The sequence below is a fragment of the Streptomyces sp. NPDC044003 genome (genome assembly GCF_056435185.1).
Genome location: NZ_JBWKFA010000001.1, coordinates 781,771 through 801,591, shown reverse-complemented (window position 1 = coordinate 801,591; position 19,821 = coordinate 781,771). Strand labels below are relative to the sequence as shown.

The window sequence follows — 19,821 nt, the reverse complement described above, 5'->3', positions numbered from 1 at the left end:
TCGACATCGTGCCTTCCGCGTTCATCGTGGGGTGAGCTGATCGGTGGGGGTACGGGCCGGCGGCGCCGCGGGCCTGACGGCCGGGCCCGCCCGGCGCGACACGAGCGCCCGGCGCAGCGCGGAAAGGGCCTTGCGCAGCAGGTGCGCGAGCCAGGCGCGGCCCATGGCGAGCGCGGGCAGGGGATCGTCGGCCGCGAACCAGGCGCACTCGGTCCGCCCCCGCGCGCCGCCGGGCTCGGGCGCGTACCGGCGGCGCGGGGAGGCGAGCAGCGACAGCGCCGCGTAGTTCTCGACCAGGAACCGGCGGCCGTACACGGGGGAGTGCGGCGGGACGGGGCGGCCGGTGAGGTCCAGGTGCAGCGCCCGGACCACGTCCAGGCCGTCCGGGTCGGTGAAGAGCCGGAACTGCGCGCCGGGCCGGGGGTTGAAGTCAAGCAGGTGGTACGCGCCGGTCGCCCGGTTCAGCCGGAAGTCCAGGTCGCACACCCCCCGGTAGCCCAGCGCGTCGAGCAGGTCGCGGGCCGTCCGGTCGACGGCCGGGTTCGCCGTCCAGCGGCCGGAGGCGGTGAGTCCGGCCCCGTCCGGCCAGGAACGCTCCTTGCGCCCGGTCGCCCCGGTCGGACAGCGGCCGGCGGAGTCCACGTACCCGTGGAAGAACCAGTCGAGGTCCCGGCCCGCCGGGAGCAGCTCCTGGAGCAGCAGCCGGCTGCCGGCCTCCGCGGTCCGCGCGTACAGCTCCCGCACCTCGGCCAGGGAGCGCACGATCGTGGTGCTCCGCAGCCCGCGGCCGGCCGGGAGCAGCCAGGGCCGGCTCCACTTGGCGACCACCGGAAGCCCGAGCGACCACGCCATGGCGGCGGCCTCGTCGGCGCCCTCGGGGAGTTCGGTACGGGGGTGGGGCAGGCCCAGGTCCGCGCAGGTCTCGGCGAGCGCCGCCTTGTCGGCGACCCGCAGCAGCTGCTCCTCCGTCTGCTCGGGCAGCAGGAAGCGGGGGACGAGTCCGGGGCGGCGGCGGGCGAGCGCGAGGGCGCTCACGTCGTCCAGCGGCACGGCGAGCAGGGGATGCGACGGGTCGTCGGTGATCTCCTCGGCGATGCGGTTCAGGAGGGTGGCGAGCTCGGCGGGGGAGTTCGTCCCGGGGCGCACGCGGGCCGAGCGGAGAAAACGGGAGCGGGCGACCGGACTGGTGCGCGATTCGATGACGGCGTGGACCGGAATTCCCGCCCGCCCCAGCGAACGGGCGGCGCCGAGCGTGCCGTGATGGAAGGGGTTCCGGTCGAGCCGCACAAGGACGGTGGGGACGCTGGTGTCGAAACGCTGGCGCGGCACGGCAGGCCCTTCATCTCGGTGCCCCAACTGGGCGATGAAATCCTCTAATGGACTACTGATCAGATGGAAGCGGAGTTCACGGTCGGCTTATTAGGAATACTTTCTGAACATCGGATTGACGGACCATCAAATGGCGTAGAGGCGAAGGAGTGGCCATGGCAGCTGCATACCGGAGAACATCGAGAAGATGGCTGGGGGTGTTCACCGCCGGCCTCCTCGCCACGGGCTCGGTCGTCCTCTCGTCCCCCGCCCACGCCGCCGAATCCGTGACGACGAAAGACCCCGGACCCACCCTCGCCACCGCGATGGGAGCCTTCCTCGACTCGGGCGATCGCGGTGTCGCCCGCATCGGGCAGCTCGAACGGTGGCTCGGCGGCCATGAACTCCGTGTAGGCCACACCTACCTGCCTGGCGACCTCTGGAAGAACATCGAGGGACCCCACGGCTTCCTCGACGCCTGGGCCGACTGGCGCAACGAGCGCACCGACCGCATGTTCGTCCTCAACGTGCCCATGCTGGAGCGCAACGAGGCCCGCGTCTCCGACCACGAGGTCCGCCGACAGCTCCAGCTCGGCGCCGCCGGCTACTTCGACCACCACTTCACGACCCTCGCCGAACGGCTCGTCGAGCAGGGGGCCCTCGACACCGTCATCGTCCTCGGCTGGGAGATGAACGGCACCACCTACACCCACCGGTGCGCCCCCGATCCCGCCGCGTGGAAGAAGTACTGGAACCGGATCGTCACCGCGATGCGGTCCGTCCCGGGCCAGAAGTTCCGTTTCGACTTCAACCCGAGCCGCGGCCTCGACGCGATTCCGTGGACCGAGTGCTACCCGGGCGACGACGTCGTCGACATCATCGGCATGGATTCGTACGACCAGCCGAGGGGGAGCAGTTTCGACCGGCACGTCAGCGAACCGTACGGGCTCCAGAAGCAGGTCGATTTCGCCGCCGAGCACGGAAAGCAGATCTCCTATCCCGAATGGGGGCTCTTCCGGAACGGCGACAACCCGGAATACATGCGGCGCATGCTCGACTGGATGAAGCAGCACAAGCCGCTGTACCACACCATCACCGACTACTGTCCGCACGGCGTCTGGCAGTGCGACGACAACCCGCAGTCGTCGCTGGTGTTCCGGCAGGCGCTGTACGGCACGGAACCGGAACTCCCGCCGATCCCGACGGACCCGGTGGACCCGACCGATCCGACGGACCCGACCGATCCGACCGATCCGACGATCCCTGTGCCCAAGCCGGAGCCGAAGCCCGAGCCGAAGCCCGAGCCGAAGCCGGAGCCGAAGCCCGAGCCGAAGCCGGAGCCGAAGCCGGAACCCAAGCCGGAGCCGAAGCCGGAACCCAAGCCGGAGCCGAAGCCGGAACCCAAGCCCGAGCCGAAGCCGGAACCCAAGCCCGAGCCGAAGCCGGAACCCAAGCCCGAGCCGAAGCCGGAGCCCAAGCCGGAGCCCAAGCCCGAACCCAAGCCCGAACCCAAGCCGGAGCCAAAGCCGGAACCGAAGCCGGAGCCCAAGCCCGAGCCGAAGCCCGAACCCAAGCCCGAACCCAAGCCGGAGCCAAAGCCGGAACCGAAGCCGGAGCCCAAGCCCGAGCCGAAGCCGGAGCCGAAGCCGGAGCCGAAGCCCGAGCCGAAGCCGGAACCGAAGCCCGAGCCGAAGCCTGAGCCCAAGCCGGAGCCCAAGCCCCAGTGTTGGACGCTCGACCTCGGTTCGTGGGTGGATCACTGGCTCGGCGGGTCCGTCTGCGTTCCGGAGAACAACTGGAAGGACGACGTCGACCTCGGCTGGAAGGACACCCTGACGGCGGTCTGGCCCTTCTGAGGCCCCTCACGCCGGCGGCGGCGGAGCTCATCCGCCACCGCCGGCCCGGCGGAGCAGCCGCCCCACCCAGGCCCGTTCCCGCGCCTGCCGGGCCGCCCAGCGCCGGGCGTCGGCCGCGCCCGCGCGCAGCCAGAGGAGCGGGGCCGTACCGCGCCCGGTGAGGAGCAGCCGGCGGTTGCGGACCGGTTCGGGCCGCCAGTGCTGCTTGTACGACTCGCTGCCCCGCAGCATGCTGAGCGTGGCCCGCCCGCCCGCGCTGGTCTCGCGCGCCCCGTGGCGAAGGAGCATCGTCGCCACGTCGACCTTGCGGGCGCGCAGCGAAGGGTCGGCGCCGTACAGATACCCGCCCGCGAGCCGGGGGGACATCAGGGTCAGGTCGGCGGCGACCACGTCCCCGGCGAGCCGGAACTCGGTGACCATCGCGTCGCCCCGCTCGACCATGGGCCGTACGGCCCGGGTGAGGTGCTGGGCGAACCGCTCGCTGGTGTGCTCGGCGGTCACGCCCCGGCCCTGCCACTGGAGTTGATGGAGCTTCAGGAGCCGGTCGAGGGCGGCCGGCACCTCCTCGCCGGACACCACGCGCGCGTCGATGCCGAGGGCGTCGAGCTTCCGGAGCTTGGCGCGGACCCGCTGGGCCTTCCCGGACGGGATCCGTTCGAGGAGCCCCTCCATGGGGACGGCGGGCAGCTCCAGGCAGAGCGAGTCGGGCAGCCGGCGGCGCGGGCCGCGCCAGTGGGCGAAGACCCGTTCGCTGGCGGCGCCGGGCCGGACCTCCCGCAGGTCCAGGACCGCGCCCCGGGCGGCCCGGGCGAGGGCCCCGGCGAGGGTGGGCGCCGCCTCCGGGCAGTCGTCGTCGAGGAGGACGTCCGTGAAGTCGGTGATGGTGCCGCCGAGCTGGGTGAGGACGGGCAGCGGCCCGCGGGCCCGCATCAGGGGCGCGGCGGCGACGAGTGCGCCGTCCTCGCGCCGTACGAGCACCACCCGCAGCGCGCCGGGCCTGCCATACGAGAGCCACCAGGAGTGCAGCCAGGAGTGGGACTGGAAGGGGGTGGCGGAGGAGCAGCGCCCGTACAGCGCCGTCCACTCGGCCGAAAGCCGCCCGAACTCCGCTTCGTCACGGCAGATCTCGGTCCGCAGGGCTCTCCGGGTGACGGGGGTTCTCGGGCTCACACCGCCTCCGCCTGGTGCGTGGCGACCGCCGGGGCGGGCACCGCTGCGGACGTGGCGTGCGTGGCCGGGACGGTGGACTGCCGGGAGTGCCGGGCCTCGCCGCGCGTGGCCGCGCGCTTCGGGCGGACCAGGAGGACCAGGCCGCCGAGGAGGCCGCCCGCGCAGCCGCCGACGAGCGCGGAGAGCGGCGCGGACGGGGAGACGGGGGCGACGGGCTTGGTGGCGCGGGAGAACTGGACGACCTTCACCCCGGTGTTGCCGGCGACGTGCGTGCTGTTCAGGACGAGCGCGCGGGCCACCCCGTCGGCCATCGAGACCGCCTGGGCGGGCTTCGCCGACCGTGCGGTGATCGAGATCATCGGCGCGTCGGGGGAGGTCGCGGCCTGCACGTTCTTCCGCAGGGTGTCGGCCGTGACCCCCGCCCACACCTGGGCGTCGCCGGTCACCGCGATGTCGGTGGCGACCCGCCCGTACGCCTGCGCGAAGCCGAGCACCGCCGCCGGGTCGGACTTCTCCGCCGGTACGACGATGACGTAGCTGGTCGCCGCGTACTCCGGGGTCTTCAGGGCGCCGTAGCCGCCGCCGAGGGCCGCGCCGGTGAGGACGGCCGCCGGGAGGACGGCCCAGCGGCCCGGGGAGCGCAGACCGGCGGGGAGGAAGGCGCGGGGTGGGGTGGTGTTCATGGTCGGGCTCTCTCACTTCGCTGGGGACGGGGTGCCGTGGACGGCCTGGTCGTAGAGGTGCATCAACTGCCGTGCGCTGTGCGCGATGTCGTAGCGGCGGGCGGCTTCCGGCAGCGGGAGCCGGGCGAGCCGGGCGTCCCGGATGCCGCGCAGCGCCGAGATCAGCTCGGGTACGGACTCGCCGATCCGGCGCGCGCCCGGTGCCGCGTCCGGGGGCAGGTCGTCGATCGCCGGGCAGGCCACGTACAGCACGGGAAGGCCCGCTGCGAGCGCCTCGACTACCGCGAGCCCGAAGGTCTCGTCGGGGGAGGTGGACACGAACACGTCCATGGTGGCGAGGAGTTCGGGCAGCGTCGGCCCGAGCGGGGCGACGGCCGGCGGGTCCTCGCAGGCCCCGGCGAGGAGGATCCGGCCGGCGGCCCCGCACTCGCGGGCGATCCGCAGGAGCTCCTCGCGGTGCTCGCCCTCGCCGACGAGGAGCAGCCGGGCCTCCGGCACCGAGGCCACCGCCCGGACGAGCCGGTCGAACCGCTTTCCGGGCGTGAGCCGTCCGACGCCGCCGACGACGTACGCGTCCTCGGGGATGCCGAGGATGCCCCGGGTGCGGCGCCGGGCGTGCGCGTCGAAGGCGAACCGGCCGGTCTCGATGCCGTTCGGCACCACCCGGATGCGGTCCGGGGACACCCCCCAGTCGGCGAGCCTGCGGGCGACGCTGGGCGAGACGGCGACCGTGGACGTGCCGAGCCGCTCGGAGGCCAGATAGAGCGCGCGGGTGCCCGCGGAGAGCGGCCGGCCCTCGATCTGCGTCTCGCCGAGGGAGTGCTCGGTGGCGATGACCCGGCGGACCCCGGCGAGCCGCGCCGCCGTCCTGCCGTACACGCACGCCCGGTACAGGTGCGTGTGGACGAGGTCGTAACGGCCCTGCCGGACGATCCGGGCGAGCCGCGGCAGCGCCCCCAGGTCCCGGTTCCCGGTCATCCCGAGGTGGGTGACGGGCGTGCCGTCGGCCTGGATGCCGGCGGCGACCGCGCCGGGGTTGGTGAGCGTGACCACCTCGCTGCGCGTCGGCAGGTGGCGGAGCAGGAGCCGCAGCTGCTGCTCGGCGCCGCCGATGCCGAGGCCGGTGATGACGTGCAGGACCTTCACGGCGCACCGACCGCGGCCGGGCCCTGCGGGGCGGGGAACAGGTCGCCGGGGTGACGGCGCCGCAGCGGGTGCAGGACGCGCTTGGCGGTGAGCCGCAACGGGGTGTCGTTCTCGCCGATGTGGACGCGGGGCAGGGCGTACGTGCCGGTGTGCGGGCCCGGGTCGATCGCGCAGGCGTAGCGGTAGCCGGCCTTGCGTACGGCGTGGATCGCGCGCGGGTCGACCTGCCCGTACGGGTAGCAGAAGCCGTCCACCGGACGGCCGGTCATCTCCTCCAGGAGCTCACGGCTCTGCAGGGTCTCGGCGGCGAGCGTCGCGTCGTCGGCCTCGGTGAGCGGGACGTGCCGCAGGCCGTGCGAGCCGATCTCCATGCCGGCCTCGGCGATCTGCCGGATGCCGTGCTCGTCGAGCAGCGGCTTGCGCGGCCCGTCGGTGTCCCAGCCGTTCTCGCCGCCGAGGCGGCCCGGCAGGACGTACACCGTCGCCGTGAAGCCGTGCCGCCGCAGCAGCGGCAGCGCCGAGTCGAGGAAGTCCGCGTACCCGTCGTCGAAGGTCAGGCCCACGAGCCCCTTGGCGCGCCCCTCGGCGGTGGCGGCGAGCAGCTCCCGCACCGACACCCCGCGCAGCCCCCGGTCGCCGAGCCAGTGCAGCTGCCGGGCGAAGCGCACGGGGGAGACGGTCACCCGGTACGGATCGTCAGCGGTGTCCGTGATCGAGTGGTACATCGCCACCCACAGGGGCGGCTTCCACAGGGGCGGCTTCGGCAGCGAGCGGCGCAGCGCGGTGGCGGCGGGCATGGGGGGTCCTCCGGAAGGCGGAGCGGGGCAGGGGCGGGATCTCGGGCGCTTTGGCGGCGCAGGAGATGAAGAGCAGGAAGACGCCGACGACGACCAGTCCTGCGACGGCGACGGCGAGGAGGGCGGAGCCGACGGCCAGCTGGCAGAGCCAGCCGGCACCGGTGGCCCAGGCGCTCGCGGTGGCGAGCCGGAGCAGCCCCTCGCCGAGCCGGCCGACGTGGATCGGGACGGCCTGGCGGTGCGCGCCCCGCAGCAGCAGGACGGCGCTGAGGGTGATGCCGAGGGCGTTGGCGGCGGCGATGCCGACCGCGCCCCAGTAGTGGGCGCCGGGGACGCCGGCGGCGGCGGTCGTGACGAGCCCCGCGGCCATGGCGGCCGCCGGGTACCAGAGCGGGCGGGCGGCGGAGAAGTAGCAGCGGACGAGCGCGCCGACCATCGTCTGGCCGAGCAGGCCGAGCGCGTACACCCGCATGACGGCGGCGGTCGCGGTGGTGTCGGCGCCCGTGAACTCACCCCGTTCGAAGAGCAGTTCGACGATGCGGGGGGCGGCGGCGATTACCGTCGAGGAGCCGACGAGCACGACGACGGCGGCGAGCAGCAGATCCCGCTCGACCCGCCGGCGGGCCGCCTCGGGATCGCCCGCCGCGAGCGCGCGGGCGACGACCGGGAAGCTGACCGTGCACAGCATCAGGGAGAGGATCATCGGCATCTGCGCGACCTTCTGCGCGTAGTTCAGATGCGAGATGGCGCCGGCGGGGAGCGGCGAGGCGAGGAACCGTTCGATCAGGGTCTGGGACTGGCGGCACAGCGAGAACGCGACGACGGGCGCGATGAGTCCGAGGACCAGGATGCGCCCCTCGCCGGTGGTGGCGGGCGCGGGCGCAGACGGCTCCCTGCGCCGGGGTGCACGGAGCTCCCGCAGGAGCGTGGGCGCCTGGACGAGGACCATCAGGACGCCGCCGACGGCGACCCCGGCGGCGGCGGACCGCACGCCCCACGGCTCGCGCAGCACCAGGATCGTGCCGATGATCCCCGTGTTGTACGCGACGTAGATGGCCGCCGGCGGCAGGAACCGGCCGTGCGCGCGGAGCGCCGCCGAGCAGTACCCCACCAGGGCGAAGGACAGCACACAGGTCCCGGTGAGCCGGGTGCAGTCGACGGCGAGCGCCGGGTCGGGAAGCCCCGGGGCCAGCGCGGCCACCAGCAGCGGCGCCGCGACGATCAGGACGACGGCGGCGACGCCGAGGGCGAGGACGATCCGGGGGAGCGTCCCGCGCACCAGGGCGCGCACCGGGTCGTCGGACAGGCCGGCCGAACGGCGGGCCAGGGCACGGGAGAAGGCGGGCACCAGGATCAGCGCCATCGCGTCCTCGATGAGCAGCGTCGAGGCGAACTCGGGCACCGTCCACGCCACCAGGAACGCGTCGGTCCCGGTCCCGGCCCCGAAGTACCCGGCCATGATCTGGTCCCGCACGAGCCCGAGGACCGCCCCGGCCGCGGTGAGCCCGGCGGTCACGGCCGCCGCCTTCGCGAGGAACCCGCCGCCACCGGGGGCGGCGGCACGCGCGTGGGCCCGGCGCCCGGAGACGGGAGCGGGCGGCGCGGCGACCGGAGCCGAGGCGCGTTGACGCGTGACCCACCGGGCCCCGGCGATCAGCTCGCCCGCAGCCGGGCCTCGGCCGTGCCGCGCACCGGCCCCGGCGGCGGCGTGGGCGGCACGTACGGCCCCGGCCCCCGCCCCCGTCGCCGAACCGTCCCCCGGCAGCACGACGGCCCCCGGGGGCCACGGGGAGTCCGTGGGGCCCGGAGGCGTGGTGGGCCAGGGGTCGGTCAGCGGGGTGCCGCAGGGCGGCCGGGGCGAAGGGGGTGGCCCGTCGGCCCACGGCGCGTCCGTGGGCTCCGGTTCCCCGGCCCACGGGTCACGCACGCCTCACCTCCGCCAGCGACCACCAGGCCGCCAGACCGAACACGACGGACATCAGGACCGTCGAGGGGCCGCCGATGTCCGCGTAGAAGAAGTCGACGAGCTGCCAGGCCAGCAGGCCCGTCGCGACGAGCGCGCAGTCCGCGCCGAGCCGCTGCCGCCGCAGCGCGCCGACGAGCAGCGCCACCCAGCTGCCCGCCAGGGCGAGCAGCCCCACCAGGCCCTGCTCGCTCAGCACGAGGAGGTACATGTTGTGCGGGGACAGCAGCGGCTGGCGCGCGAAGCCCGCCCCCGCACCGGCGGTGTCACTGCCGGAGGAGAGGGCGAGCGAGGCGTTCGAGTCGCGGTACTGGGGGAAGCCCTTGAGGCCGACGCCCGTGACCGGCTCCGTGCGCCACATCCGCCCGGCCGCCGCCCACATCGTGTACCGGTCCGTCACCGACTGGTCCGGCGCGGCCGTCACCTGCGTGATGCTGGCGACCCGCTCCTTCACCATCTCCGAACCGATCCCGAGGCCGCCGACGAGGACCACCCCGAGCGCGGCCGCCACGAGCGCCACCCGGGCCGCCCGCCGTACCCCCGCGAGCAGCAGCTGGAGCGCGCAGGTGAGGACGGTCGCGATCCACGCGCCCCGGCTGAACGACAGCACCAGCGGCAGGAAGAGCAGCCCCGCGCAGACCGTCGCGGCCGTGCGGACGCGCCCGGGACCGCTGCCGAGCGCGATCCCGACGGAGACGACGAGCCCGTACGCCACGACCGTCGCCATGCCCATCACGTCGGTGGCGCCGAAGGTGCCGACGGCCCGGATGTCCTCGCCCTGGTACGAGGCGCCCGTGCCGGTCAGGTACTGGGCGACGCCGACCGCGCCCTGGAGCAGCGCGAACGAGACCAGGCCCCAGGCGATCACGGCGAAGTCCCGCCGGTCGCGGATCATCAGGAGCACGGCCGCCGGCACCAGCACGAAGACCTGTACGTAACGGGCGACGCCCGGCAGGCTCGCCGCCGGGTCGTGCGAGGTGATCGCGGCCAGACAGATCCCGAACACCGGCAGACCGAGGACGACGGCCGCCGCCCGGGTCAGCGGCCGGGCCCCGCCGCGCACCACCCGCACCAGACAGATCAGGACCAGGAGCCCGGAGGCCGCGTCCGCGACCGTCCCCGTGCCCCCGGTGCCGCCCTGCGCGCCGCCGCCGCCCGGGACGAGCAGCAGCGCGATCACGGCGAGGACCGGGGACAGCGCCCCGGCCCGGCGCAGCCGGTCCCGTACGTCCGGGCCGGTCCCCGTCGCCGTCACGGCCGTGGCCATCCTCAGCTCCCCGTGGGTCGGACGAGCCCGGCCGCCGTGCGCAGCAGGATGCAGACGTCCTGCCAGAGCGACCAGTGGTCGATGTAGTGGTTGTCGAAGCGGCAGCGGTCCTCGATCGAGGTGTCGCCGCGCAGCCCGTGCACCTGCGCCAGACCCGTGAGCCCCACCGGCATCCGGTGCCGGGCCGCGTACCCCGCGTGGACCTTGCTGAACTGTGCGACGAAGTACGGGCGTTCGGGACGGGGACCGACCAGGCTCATGTCCCCGCGCAGCACGTTCCACAGCTGCGGAAGCTCGTCCAGCGAGGACTTCCGCAGGAAGCTGCCGGCCGCGCTCATCCGCCGGTCGCCCGCCACGTTCCAGCGGGTCGCCGACTCGGTGTCGTCGGAGGGGCGCAGCGTACGGAACTTGAGCAGCGTGAAGTGCCGCCCGTGCTGGCCCACCCGCTCCTGCCGGAAGAGCACCCCGGGACCGTCCGAGAGCCGCACCGCGAGCGCGCACAGCAGCAGCACCGGCAGTGCGACGGCGAGCGCGGGCACGGCGAGCGCGATGTCGAGGGCCCGCTTCGCGGCCCGCCCGCGCCGCTCGCCCAGCGGGACGATCCGCTGCCAGGCGTACCCCCACATGTGCGCGCCCATCGGCCCGTCCTGCTGCCGGCCGCCGACCCGCCAGGTGGCGCAGCCGTACTGCTGGAAGAGCGTCACCAGACCCGGGTCGTCGTCGAGGAACACCGCGTCGCGCACGGTGTTCTGGATGACGGCCCGGTGGATCTCCTCGGTCGTGGTGAGCACCGGAAGCCCGGCCTCCCCGGCGCCCCGGGCACCGCCCTGCTCCGGCACGCCCACGATCCCCACCGGCCGCACCCCGTACTCGGGGTGCTGGGCGGCCGCCGCGGCGAACCGGCGCGCCGCTCCGGTCCCGCCGATGACGAGCGCGGACCGGGGCCGCTCCCGGGCGATCCGGCGCCGCCGCCCGAGCAGCACCGCGCGGACCAGGCACACCAGGGCGACATGAAGGGCGTAGGCGGCGCAGAGCCGCAGCGGTCCGATCGCCAGGGCAGGGGAGTACGCGGCGACCGCGGCCGCCGCCAGACACCACGCGAACCCGGCGCGGGAGCCCAGCGCGGGCAGCTCGTCGAGGGCCCGGGTGTGCGCGGCCGGCCGGTAGAGCCCCGCGTGCCCGTCGAGGACGAGGACGACCGCCACGACCGGCAGCAGGAGCCGGACGTCCTGGTGCGCCGCGCTCAGCATCGAGGCGGCGGCGAGGACGGCCAGGGCGTCGACCGCCACGAGCGAGGCCACGCCGGACCGTTGCCGCACACGGCGGTGGCGCGGCATCGCCAGCCGGCCGGGCGCCCCGCGGCGCGGCGCGAGGGAGACGAGGCCGAAGGCCTGGCTCGCCGTGGGCCAGGGGCCCGGCGAGGAGGGGACGCTGGTGCTTTCCGTGGTCACTGCGCAATCGGCTCTCTGTGCTCGGCCCCCCGCACCCCGGCCAGCTCGCGGTAGACGTCCGCGACGGCCGCGCCCGTGCGCCGGACATCGAATCTGCTGAGGACGTGCTCATGGGCCTCGCGGCCCAGGTGGTGCCGCAGCTCCGGCCTGCCGAGGAGGCGGCTCAGAGCGGCGGCGAGCGCGGCCGGGTCCTCGGGCGGGACCAGGCACAGGGGTTCATGGGCGGGCGGCAGGCTCTCGCGCGCCCCGTCGACGTCGCTGACGACGACCGGCCGGCCGGCGGCCATGGCCTCCAGGGGCGCGAGCGCCATGCCCTCCCAGCGGGACGGCAGGACGGCCACGTCGGCGGCCCGGTACCAGGGCACGGTGTCCTCGACGGCCCCGGTGAACCGCACCGATTCACCCGCGAGGGCCCGCAGCGCCTCCTCGTCCGGGCCGTCGCCGACCAGGACGAGTTGCGCCGTGGGCACCTCGGCGAGGACGGCGGGCCAGGCGGCGAGCAGGACGTCCTGCCCCTTCTGACGGCAGAGCCGGCCCACGCAGACGACGGTGGGCGCCGGGTTGTCGGGCGGGCCGTCGGTCGCGAACCGGGCCGTGTCCACACCGTTGTGGACGACGGACCAGTCCGCCATGACGCCGGCCTCCTCGCCGGTACGGCGCTCGGCCTCGCTCACGCACAGGATCCGGTCCGCCCACCGGGCGCCGAACCGCTCCCAGCGCCGGGCGAGCGCGGCGGTCCTTCCCTCGACCGCCTCGAAGGACCAGGCATGCGGCTGATACACCGTCGGAATCCGCCCCCGCAGGGCGAGTCGGGCGCACAGCCCGGCCTTGGCGCTGTGCGCGTGGACGAGCCCGGGCCGGACCGTGCGGATCAGCCGCGCCAGCTCCCTCGTCTCGCGGAGGACGGCGGGACCGGGGTCGCGGCCGGCCCGCCAGTCGTGGGTCTCGGCGCCCTCGGCGCGGACGGCGGCCGAGAGCCCGGTGCCGGGCGGGCAGGCGACCGCGACCCGCAGGCCGGCGGTGCGCTGGGCGCGGACCAGGTCGACGACGACACGGGCGACCCCGCCGTCGCCGGGCTGGACCGCGTGCAGGACGGTGACGGACCCGAGGTCCGTATCAAGTGGTGACAGCACGTCAGCGCCGGACGTCCGCCTGGAGGAAGACCGCGCCGAGCCAGACGGTGTCCTTCCGGCTGCCGATGCGGACGTGGACCCGGTCGCCCCCCGCGCGCAGCGCCCCCCGCAGGTCGAACACGTCGGAGTCGTACCCGAGGGTGTTCGTACGATCGGGTCGCCGTACGGTACGACCGGCGCCGAATTCCGTGATGCTGGAGTTCAGCACGTCGTCCGCGGAATTGGCGGAATCGGAGAGGCGGGTGCTCTTCGAACGGCTCGTTTCCACCGTCAGGTAATCCCCGGAAGTGCCGCGGTCGCCGTCATAGGCGATCAGTCCGAGACGCCCGGAGACGCCCTTGGGAAAACGGTTTCCGTCGATCGGTACGCGCAGCTCGCCGGCGCGCGGACCGACCGTTTCGAAACCGTCCCAGACGCTGATCCTGCGCAGCGGTTCCGAGGCCTTCTCGTACGCGGCGACCAGCGTCCAGCCGCCCCAGCCACCCACCGTGGAACGGCCCATGGCCACGTTGACCTGGGCGACGGTCCACTGCCCCGGGTGCGAGCGGCGGACCAGATCGGTGACGTCGGCGGAGGCCTGGAAGGCGTCGGCGCCGTCGGCCGTCCGGTGGCCGATCAGGGAGTCGGCGAGCAGCGCCTTGTACCGCCCGCCCGGCTCGGCGATCAGGACGCGGCCGTTGTCCTTCGGCGGCTTCTGCTCGCCCACCCGCAGGTTCCCGCCCCAGTAGAGACGGGCCCAGGTCACCCGCGCACCCGCCGGCACCGCCAGCTCGGCACGGCTGGAGTTGTACGTGTTCGGGTCCTTGTCCACGTCGACGTATCGGATGGTGGCGCCGTCGTTGACCCTCTCGGTGCCCTTCGCGCCCTTCGCCGAGGTGTTGGCGGCGCGCACGATCCCCCCGTGCTGCACGGCCTGGTGGCGCGCGGCGAAGGGGACGCGGCTCGCCTCCCGCGGCCGGGGTGCAGCTGCGGAGGCCCCGGGCAGCGCGGCGGACAGGGCCGCACACGACACGGCGCACAACACGCTGCGACGCACAGCAAGAAGCGCTGAATTCCGCATACAGGTTCTCCGCTTTGATGAGAGAAGGGAGGGAAGACCCGAGTAGGCCGGGGGAGAAGAAGGTGTCGTCCACACGAAATGGGTGAACGCGCGGCGGGCCCGGAAGCAACGTTCGGGAACGTTATAACCCCGATGCGGGGCGATAGTAAGCATTAGATGCCCGGAAACGCTAACTCCCGTATCCGCGCGGCCGGTTCCTCGTTGTGCGTGTTGCGCCATTCCACGCCCAGTCCCTCCAATGGCCCTCCTATGGCCCAAAGATCGGTTGAACGTCACCCGTTCGGGAGAGCAACCGATGAAAGCCCGGGGCGTTGTTGAGGGAGCCGGGCCGAACAGTCCGCGCAGTCCGAGTCCGATGATTTCGATCGAGGAGCCCCTCCCCATGTCCCGTATCGCCAAGGCCGTTGTCCTGACCGTCGGTGCTGCCGCCGCCGTCGCCGGTACCGCCGGTGCCGCCTCCGCCGACGCCGGCGCCGAGGCCGCGGCCGTGAAGTCCCCCGGTGTCCTCTCCGGCAACGTCGTCCAGGTCCCGGTCCACATCCCGGTCAACCTCTGCGGCAACACCGTCAGCGTCATCGGCGCGCTGAACCCGGCCTTCGGCAACACCTGCATCAACGCCTGATCTCGCACGCCTGATCGGTCCTTCCGAAGCCGGTGCGCCCACCCCGCCGGGGTGGGCGCACCGGCTTTTTCCTTGCCGGCACTGGTTCGGTCCTCGTTCGGACGCACCCTCGTGCGCCGTTCGGTGCAACGGCGTACGCCCCTCCGGGGGGCAGGCCGCGGGGGAGGATTCACTCGAACGGAGGCGTGGCGCTCAGTAGTTCTGCGGTTGCGGAGCGCTATACCCGCAGGCACCGTGAGAGAGCAGTTGTCCGACGCATAAGGAAAAGGAACACATATGCGTCCCCTGGCTACACGCCGCCTCACCGCCCTGGCGATATCCGCCGCCCTCACCCTCGGCATGGCGGGACCCGCCTTCGCCGGCGAACACCACCCGTCCACCGCGGCCGAACGGGCCGCCCACGCGCCCCTCCCCGACGCCGCCGCACTCCTCGCCCAGGCCGAAGCGCTCGGCGACCTCGGCTCGGTGACCACCCCCGTGACCGAACTCGTCACGGCCGCGCTCAAGGCCGACTCCGGCCAGCTGCCCGCGGCCGACGCCGAGGCCCTCAAGACCAAGATCGCCGCGGCGGTCGACGAGGCGAAGGCCACGGTCCCGGCCCCGCTCCCGGACACCCCGGCGCCGGAGACCCCGGTGACCCCTCCGGCGGCCGAGCTGCCCGTGACCCCGCCCGCGGCGGACCTCCCGGTCACGCCCCCGGCCGCCGACCTCCCGGTGAAACCGCCGGCGGCCGAGCTGCCGGCCACCCCGCCCGCGGCCGGGCTTCCGGTGAAACCGCCCGCGGCGGACCTGCCCGTGAAGCCGCCCGCCACCCTGCCCGTCGCGGCCGGTGCGGCGGCCGCCGCGGCCGGCAAGGCCGCCCCAGCCGACATCGTGTCCGACGCGCTCGCGACCGTCGAGAAGGCCGTCGCCGGCCTGCTCGCCGCCGTCACCTCCGGCGACGCCGGCGGAGTCGTACCGCAGGTCACCTCGACCCTGACCTCGCTGGTCAACCTGGCCGTCGCCACCGTGCTCGGCAGCGGGCTGCCCGCACCGGACCTGGCCGGTCTGCCCCAGCTCCCGGCGCTCCCGGTCACCGCGCCCGAGCTGCCCGTCGACCCGCCGGTCGCCGCGCCCGAACTGCCGGTCAAGCCCCCGCTGCCCGTCCGGTAGTACCCCGCGCCCCTGTGCCGGTCCGGCCTCCACCGGACCGGCACAGACGTGTGCGATCGGCAAATCACACCGGCCCGCATCGATCGGGTGCAGTACCGAGAAATCCTTCCTCCCGGAGTTTCCGGGGCGCTCACTCCTCGTTACAGAAGCAGAACGATGTACAGGATTCGGCCAAGAACCCTGTACAGAACGTGACTTGAAAGCCCAGAGGAAGGATTCACTCCATGAAGCCCACCAAGGTTGCCGCGGTCGTCGCCGGTTCGCTGATGGCCCTGGGTGCCGCCGCGCCCGCCATGGCGTCGGAGGCGCTGACCCCCACCAGCCTGAACGGTGGCCTCGAAGCGATCGCCGCCAACGGACTGAAGAGCGACATGCTGAGCAGCACCACGGACGGCTCCCCGGTCCAGACCGTGACGAAGGCGGCGGACCAGCTGAACACCGCCACCAAGGGCGCCCCGCTGCTCGGCGGCCTCCCGGTCCCCGGCGGCCTGGCCGGCTGACACAAGCTCAGCAACCCCGTCCCCACGGGCTCTTACGGCGGCCCTTCGTGCCGCTGTTCCTCACGGTCGGCTGATCGAATGATTTTCTGATCAGCTGCCGTGTGGCCCCGGCGGCACGCCGGGCGCCGACCCATACCCTCTGGCCGATCCCTCGTGAACTTCGGTGTGGATCAGGCCGGTCGGAGCGAGGGGGGATCCTCGCCGGTCTCTCCCTTTCTCCAGAGGAAGAGCGGTATGCGGTCCATCATCAGCAGGAAAGTACTCACCGCGGCGGCAGCGACCGGCATTCTGTCGCTGAGCGGCGGATTCGCCCTGGCCGCGAACGCCCACGCCGGTACCGGCAACGGCCCCGGCTCGGGCCCGGCCGGCCATGTCCAGGCCCCCCTGCCCGCCGACGTCTGCGGCAAGAGCATGGAACTCGGCGGTTTCGTCGCGGAAGCCGTCGGCGACCTCTGCGCCCAAGCGGAGGAACCCGGCGGCTACGGCGAGGAGCCGGGTCCCACGCATCCGCCCCACACCACGCCGCCGACGCACACGACGCCGCCCACGCACACCACACCCCCTACGCACACCACTCCTCCCACGCACACGACGCCGCCGACCCACACGACGCCGCCGACCCACACCACGCCCCCCACGCACACCACTCCCCCCACCCACACCACGCCGCCGACGCACACGACGCCTCCGACGCACACGACGCCTCCGACGCACACCACGCCCCCTACGCACACCACGCCCCCTACGCACACCACCCCGCCCACCCACACCACGCCTCCCACGCACACCACTCCGCCCACCCACCCGGGCCCCGGTGACTGTGACGAGGACTCGGGTTACGGGTACGGGTGTGAGGGCCCCACGAGCCCGCCGAGCTCGACGCCCCCCACGCACACCACGCCTCCCACCCACACCACGCCTCCCACCCACACCACCCCGCCCACCCACCCGGGCCCCGGTGACTGTGACGAGGACTCGGGTTACGGGTGCGAGGGGCCCACGGACCATCCTTCGTCGCCCGGGCACCCCAGCCACCCCGGGCACCCGCACCTGCCCGACACAGGTAGCGAGCCCATGCTCATGGGCGCCGCAGCGGTCAGCGCCGCCCTGATCATCGGCGGCACCGTCGTCTACCTCCGCGGCGGACGCATCGCCCGCCGCCACTGACCCTGCACGTCGACAGCGCGTCAACCAGGGCCCTCGCCTTCACCGGTGAGGGCCCTGCGCGTTGCTGCACATGGGTTAGTCCCGCGACGTTTCGGCGAAGGGGCTCGTTCTCCTCGTATGACTCTGCGTTCTCGCGCGGGCATGGGACTCCTCATGACCGCAATCGCCTCCGCCGCCCTGGCCTCCCCCGCCGCCGCCGTCGAGGCCCCGGTGATCGTCCCGCTCCAGGGCCTCGACCCGGTCCTGCCGATGGACGCGCCGACCGTGGCGACCGGCGTGCCCGTCCCGATGCCCGGCGCGCCCACCGGCTTCCAGAAGGGCCTCGGCGCGCTCCCGGACCTCACCCTGCCCAGCGTCCCGCTCGCCGGCACCCTGCCGGAGACCGTCGTCGACGCGCCGCTGCCCGAGCTCCTCAAGGGCAGCGAGCCCGGCCGTGCCCTGCTCAGCAGCCCGCACTCGGAGATGAAGGCGGCCACCCCGGGCGCCGTCGTCGGCAATCCGCTGGAGGCCCCCCGAGGCAACGGGCTCGCCGGGCTTCCGGACCTGGCGAAGCCCCAGGTCGGTCTTCTCACCCCGGTGCTCAGCGGAGCCCTCGACCCCCAGCTGGGTCTGGCGCAGGACGCGGGCTGACGCGAACGGCCCCGTTCATTCGTACGACCGTTGACCGGGCGGGTGAAGACACGATTCTTCCCCGCCACCCCAAGGGATGTCGGTCGTTGCAAGAGAAGGCTTGTCGCATGGCCGCGGCCCGCGGGCCGAAGGCGTTCCGTCGTATCCGGCGGCGGACGCCCTTCGGGTCGCGGGCCATTTTTTCGGTTTTCCTTCTTCCCGTTCGGACCAATGTCGGACCCATGGCCGTGACCCGGAACGGGGACAGGCGTTGAACGGAAGTGACGGCCGTGATTCCTGCGGTCGCTTTCCACGTCCAAGGAGTTCTTGATGTCTCGCATCGCGAAGGCTGCCGCTGTTCTCGCCGGCACGGGTGCCGTTGCCCTCAGCGGAGCCGGCCTGGCCGTCGCCGACTCGGGCGCCGAGGCCGTCGCCGCCCACTCTCCCGGTGTCGCCTCCGGCAACGTCGTCCAGGTCCCGGTCCACGTGCCGGTCAACCTCTGCGGCAACACCGTCAACGTCATCGGGCTGCTGAACCCGGCGTTCGGCAACACCTGCATCAACGCCGACGGTGGCCACGACGACGACGGCGGCTACGGCGGCTGATCCCCCGCTTCACACGGATGTCCCCCCGGCCGACGGCCGGGGGGACATCCGTGTGTGGGGGTCAGGCGTACCGGTAGATCCGGCTGTGGTCGAACATCGACGCCGGGGTCACGCCCCAGGGCGCCATCGGCTCGTGCCGGGCGGCGACCTTGCGGTACTGGGAGTCCCCCAGGGGCGGCGGCTCCGCCGGCAGATAGCCGGCCCCGGGGTTCCGCTGCTGCCAGCGCGACCAGACCAGGTCGACGAAGGAGTGGTGCAGCCAGAAGACCGGGTCGTTCACCGAGCCGCCGCCGAGCATCAGGCCGCCGACCCAGCGGTGCACCCGGTTGTGGAGCCGGAACCGCTCGTTGCCCCGGCCGGGCGCCCAGCCCTCCAGGGCGTTGCGGAAGCCGGTGGCGCTCGTCGAGTTCCACGGCGCCGCGTCGTACACCCGCTCGCGCATCGCCGCGTCCAGCTGGGCCGGGGTGGGGAGCGTGATCGGGTCGCGGGGACGGCCGAAGTCCCTGGTCAGATAGCGGACGTCGGTCATCGACTGGTTGATCGTCCACCGCCCGGAGGAGGCCGCGAAGGGGCCCGTCATCACCTGGAGGTCGGCCCGGCGGCCGTTGCCGCCCAGGAAGTCCTCGCGCCAGATCGAGGAGGCCGGCGAGTTGTCCCGGGTCCAGTCCCAGTACGGCACGGAGACCGTCGGGTCGATCCGGCGCAGGGCCGTCTCGAACTCCAGCAGGAACTTGCGGTGCCAGGGCAGGAAGCTCGGCGTCATGTGGGCGATCCGGAGCCGGCCGCCCCCGTCGGCCGTGTAGTAGTCGATGTGGGTGCGGACGAAGCGGTCGTACGCACCGGTGCGCTTGAGCTCCAGGACGGCGGCGACGAACTTGCGGCGCTCGGCGCCGGTCAGATCGCGCTGGTTCTTACGCGTGTACACCACGCGGGCTCCCTCCCGTCGGGTCGGTGGGGACGCCGTGGGCGCCCGCGAGGGGGGAGAGCCGGGCCGTGCCCAGCTCGTCCACGGCCGCGCGGGTGGCCGCCAGGGGCGTCGGACAGGACTCGTAGTGGTCGATCGGGGTGACGTAGCCGCCGTCGGCGCAGCGCATCAGATGCAGCGGACGGTCGTCGACGAGGGCGGTCGGCTCACCCCCGGGGCCGGAGAAGCCCAGGAGGCGACGGCCCCGGTACAGCTCGTCGAAGGCGTGCGGATCGCGCGTACCCCCCGATTCCGGTAGGGCCGATTCCGGTCGGCTCGCGACCCGGCCGAGCGCACCGCCGGTGAAGGCGGTGACGGCCAGGGCGAACAAGGACCGCAGTGCGACGCGGCGCGGGACGATCATCAG

19 protein-coding genes are annotated in these 19,821 nt (G+C 73.8%); 7 read left to right on the top strand and 12 right to left on the bottom strand.

The genetic code is table 11. The features are described from left to right. Positions 1–21: 21 nt before the first annotated feature. Complete coding sequence (locus AC07AW_RS03650; RefSeq protein ID WP_478813862.1) at positions 22–1,329, bottom strand: carboxylate--amine ligase; 1,308 nt, start codon at positions 1,327–1,329, stop codon at positions 22–24. A gap of 155 nt (positions 1,330–1,484) precedes the next feature. Here AC07AW_RS03650 and AC07AW_RS03645 point away from each other — a divergent pair, with 155 nt between their 5' ends. Then, on the top strand, positions 1,485–3,164 hold the full coding sequence (locus AC07AW_RS03645; protein ID WP_478813861.1) for a glycoside hydrolase family 26 protein: 1,680 nt from the start codon (positions 1,485–1,487) through the stop codon (positions 3,162–3,164). Positions 3,165–3,191: 27 nt separating this feature from the next. Here the strand turns inward: AC07AW_RS03645 and AC07AW_RS03640 are convergent, their stop codons facing one another. The 9 genes from AC07AW_RS03640 to AC07AW_RS03600 are packed head-to-tail and all read right to left on the bottom strand — an operon-like array spanning position 3,192 to position 13,834. Continuing rightward, entirely contained in the window at positions 3,192–4,334 is a 1,143-nt protein-coding gene (locus AC07AW_RS03640) for a GNAT family N-acetyltransferase (protein ID WP_478813860.1), read from the bottom strand. Beyond that, positions 4,331–5,017, bottom strand: a complete 687-nt coding sequence (locus tag AC07AW_RS03635) for a YveK family protein (protein ID WP_478813859.1) — start codon at positions 5,015–5,017, stop codon at positions 4,331–4,333. The genes AC07AW_RS03640 and AC07AW_RS03635 overlap by 4 nt, the downstream gene beginning before the upstream one ends. Positions 5,018–5,029: 12 nt before the next feature. After that, the gene (locus AC07AW_RS03630; protein WP_478813858.1) at positions 5,030–6,163 is read right to left on the bottom strand and encodes a glycosyltransferase; all 1,134 of its coding nucleotides are present in this window, start codon (positions 6,161–6,163) and stop codon (positions 5,030–5,032) included. After that, positions 6,160–6,960 carry a polysaccharide deacetylase family protein gene (locus AC07AW_RS03625; protein WP_478813857.1) on the bottom strand — a complete coding sequence of 267 codons (801 nt, stop codon included), beginning with the start codon at positions 6,958–6,960 and terminating at the stop codon, positions 6,160–6,162. Before AC07AW_RS03625 ends, AC07AW_RS03630 begins: the two co-directional genes overlap by 4 nt. Continuing rightward, positions 6,860–8,887: a murein biosynthesis integral membrane protein MurJ gene (murJ, locus tag AC07AW_RS03620; RefSeq protein WP_478813856.1), complete on the bottom strand. Its 2,028-nt coding sequence runs from the start codon at positions 8,885–8,887 to the stop codon at positions 6,860–6,862. Before murJ ends, AC07AW_RS03625 begins: the two co-directional genes overlap by 101 nt. After that, positions 8,880–10,190, bottom strand: coding sequence for an O-antigen ligase family protein (locus AC07AW_RS03615; RefSeq protein WP_478813855.1), 1,311 nt, complete (start codon positions 10,188–10,190; stop codon positions 8,880–8,882). The genes murJ and AC07AW_RS03615 overlap by 8 nt, the downstream gene beginning before the upstream one ends. 2 nt (positions 10,191–10,192) lie before the next feature. After that, a complete protein-coding gene (locus AC07AW_RS03610) occupies positions 10,193–11,641 on the bottom strand; it encodes a sugar transferase (protein WP_478813854.1) in 1,449 nt (482 codons plus the stop codon). Continuing rightward, a complete protein-coding gene (locus AC07AW_RS03605) occupies positions 11,638–12,774 on the bottom strand; it encodes a glycosyltransferase (RefSeq protein ID WP_478813853.1) in 1,137 nt (378 codons plus the stop codon). Before AC07AW_RS03605 ends, AC07AW_RS03610 begins: the two co-directional genes overlap by 4 nt. 1 nt (position 12,775) lies before the next feature. Then, positions 12,776–13,834, bottom strand: coding sequence for a DUF3344 domain-containing protein (locus AC07AW_RS03600; protein ID WP_478813852.1), 1,059 nt, complete (start codon positions 13,832–13,834; stop codon positions 12,776–12,778). A gap of 382 nt (positions 13,835–14,216) precedes the next feature. On the opposite strand from AC07AW_RS03600, the gene AC07AW_RS03595 reads away from it, so the two are divergent. From AC07AW_RS03595 to AC07AW_RS03570, 6 genes are all read left to right on the top strand, one after another. Beyond that, the gene (locus AC07AW_RS03595) at positions 14,217–14,456 is read left to right on the top strand and encodes a chaplin (protein ID WP_478813851.1); all 240 of its coding nucleotides are present in this window, start codon (positions 14,217–14,219) and stop codon (positions 14,454–14,456) included. Between the two features lie 276 nt (positions 14,457–14,732). After that, the gene (locus AC07AW_RS03590) at positions 14,733–15,608 is read left to right on the top strand and encodes a hypothetical protein (protein ID WP_478813850.1); all 876 of its coding nucleotides are present in this window, start codon (positions 14,733–14,735) and stop codon (positions 15,606–15,608) included. Between the two features lie 224 nt (positions 15,609–15,832). Then, positions 15,833–16,108: a hypothetical protein gene (locus AC07AW_RS03585; RefSeq protein WP_392150829.1), complete on the top strand. Its 276-nt coding sequence runs from the start codon at positions 15,833–15,835 to the stop codon at positions 16,106–16,108. A gap of 234 nt (positions 16,109–16,342) precedes the next feature. Next, the gene (locus AC07AW_RS03580) at positions 16,343–17,275 is read left to right on the top strand and encodes a hypothetical protein (protein ID WP_478813849.1); all 933 of its coding nucleotides are present in this window, start codon (positions 16,343–16,345) and stop codon (positions 17,273–17,275) included. 153 nt (positions 17,276–17,428) lie between these two features. Further along, complete coding sequence (locus AC07AW_RS03575) at positions 17,429–17,905, top strand: hypothetical protein (protein ID WP_478813848.1); 477 nt, start codon at positions 17,429–17,431, stop codon at positions 17,903–17,905. A 309-nt stretch (positions 17,906–18,214) separates the two neighbouring features. Further along, positions 18,215–18,490: a chaplin gene (locus AC07AW_RS03570; RefSeq protein WP_478813847.1), complete on the top strand. Its 276-nt coding sequence runs from the start codon at positions 18,215–18,217 to the stop codon at positions 18,488–18,490. Between the two features lie 61 nt (positions 18,491–18,551). On the opposite strand, the gene AC07AW_RS03565 is transcribed toward AC07AW_RS03570, so the two are convergent. Both AC07AW_RS03565 and AC07AW_RS03560 read right to left on the bottom strand, forming a co-directional pair. After that, positions 18,552–19,418, bottom strand: a complete 867-nt coding sequence (locus AC07AW_RS03565) for a tyrosinase family protein (RefSeq protein ID WP_478813846.1) — start codon at positions 19,416–19,418, stop codon at positions 18,552–18,554. Continuing rightward, entirely contained in the window at positions 19,402–19,818 is a 417-nt protein-coding gene (locus tag AC07AW_RS03560) for a tyrosinase family oxidase copper chaperone (protein ID WP_478813845.1), read from the bottom strand. Before AC07AW_RS03560 ends, AC07AW_RS03565 begins: the two co-directional genes overlap by 17 nt. Between the last annotated feature and the right edge of the window lie 3 nt (positions 19,819–19,821).

Excerpts from the sequence above, each read along its gene's own strand:
- AC07AW_RS03645 (WP_478813861.1), top strand. The coding sequence starts at position 1,485 with ATGGCAGCTGCATACCGGAGAACATCGAGAAGATGGCTGGGGGTGTTC.
- AC07AW_RS03635 (WP_478813859.1), bottom strand. The coding sequence starts at position 5,017 with ATGAACACCACCCCACCCCGCGCCTTCCTCCCCGCCGGTCTGCGCTCC.
- AC07AW_RS03625 (WP_478813857.1), bottom strand. The coding sequence starts at position 6,960 with ATGCCCGCCGCCACCGCGCTGCGCCGCTCGCTGCCGAAGCCGCCCCTG.
- AC07AW_RS03615 (WP_478813855.1), bottom strand. The coding sequence starts at position 10,190 with ATGGCCACGGCCGTGACGGCGACGGGGACCGGCCCGGACGTACGGGAC.
- AC07AW_RS03600 (WP_478813852.1), bottom strand. The coding sequence starts at position 13,834 with ATGCGGAATTCAGCGCTTCTTGCTGTGCGTCGCAGCGTGTTGTGCGCC.
- AC07AW_RS03595 (WP_478813851.1), top strand. The coding sequence starts at position 14,217 with ATGTCCCGTATCGCCAAGGCCGTTGTCCTGACCGTCGGTGCTGCCGCC.
- AC07AW_RS03590 (WP_478813850.1), top strand. The coding sequence starts at position 14,733 with ATGCGTCCCCTGGCTACACGCCGCCTCACCGCCCTGGCGATATCCGCC.
- AC07AW_RS03585 (WP_392150829.1), top strand. The coding sequence starts at position 15,833 with ATGAAGCCCACCAAGGTTGCCGCGGTCGTCGCCGGTTCGCTGATGGCC.
- AC07AW_RS03580 (WP_478813849.1), top strand. The coding sequence starts at position 16,343 with ATGCGGTCCATCATCAGCAGGAAAGTACTCACCGCGGCGGCAGCGACC.
- AC07AW_RS03575 (WP_478813848.1), top strand. The coding sequence starts at position 17,429 with ATGACCGCAATCGCCTCCGCCGCCCTGGCCTCCCCCGCCGCCGCCGTC.
- AC07AW_RS03570 (WP_478813847.1), top strand. The coding sequence starts at position 18,215 with ATGTCTCGCATCGCGAAGGCTGCCGCTGTTCTCGCCGGCACGGGTGCC.
- AC07AW_RS03560 (WP_478813845.1), bottom strand. The coding sequence starts at position 19,818 with ATGATCGTCCCGCGCCGCGTCGCACTGCGGTCCTTGTTCGCCCTGGCC.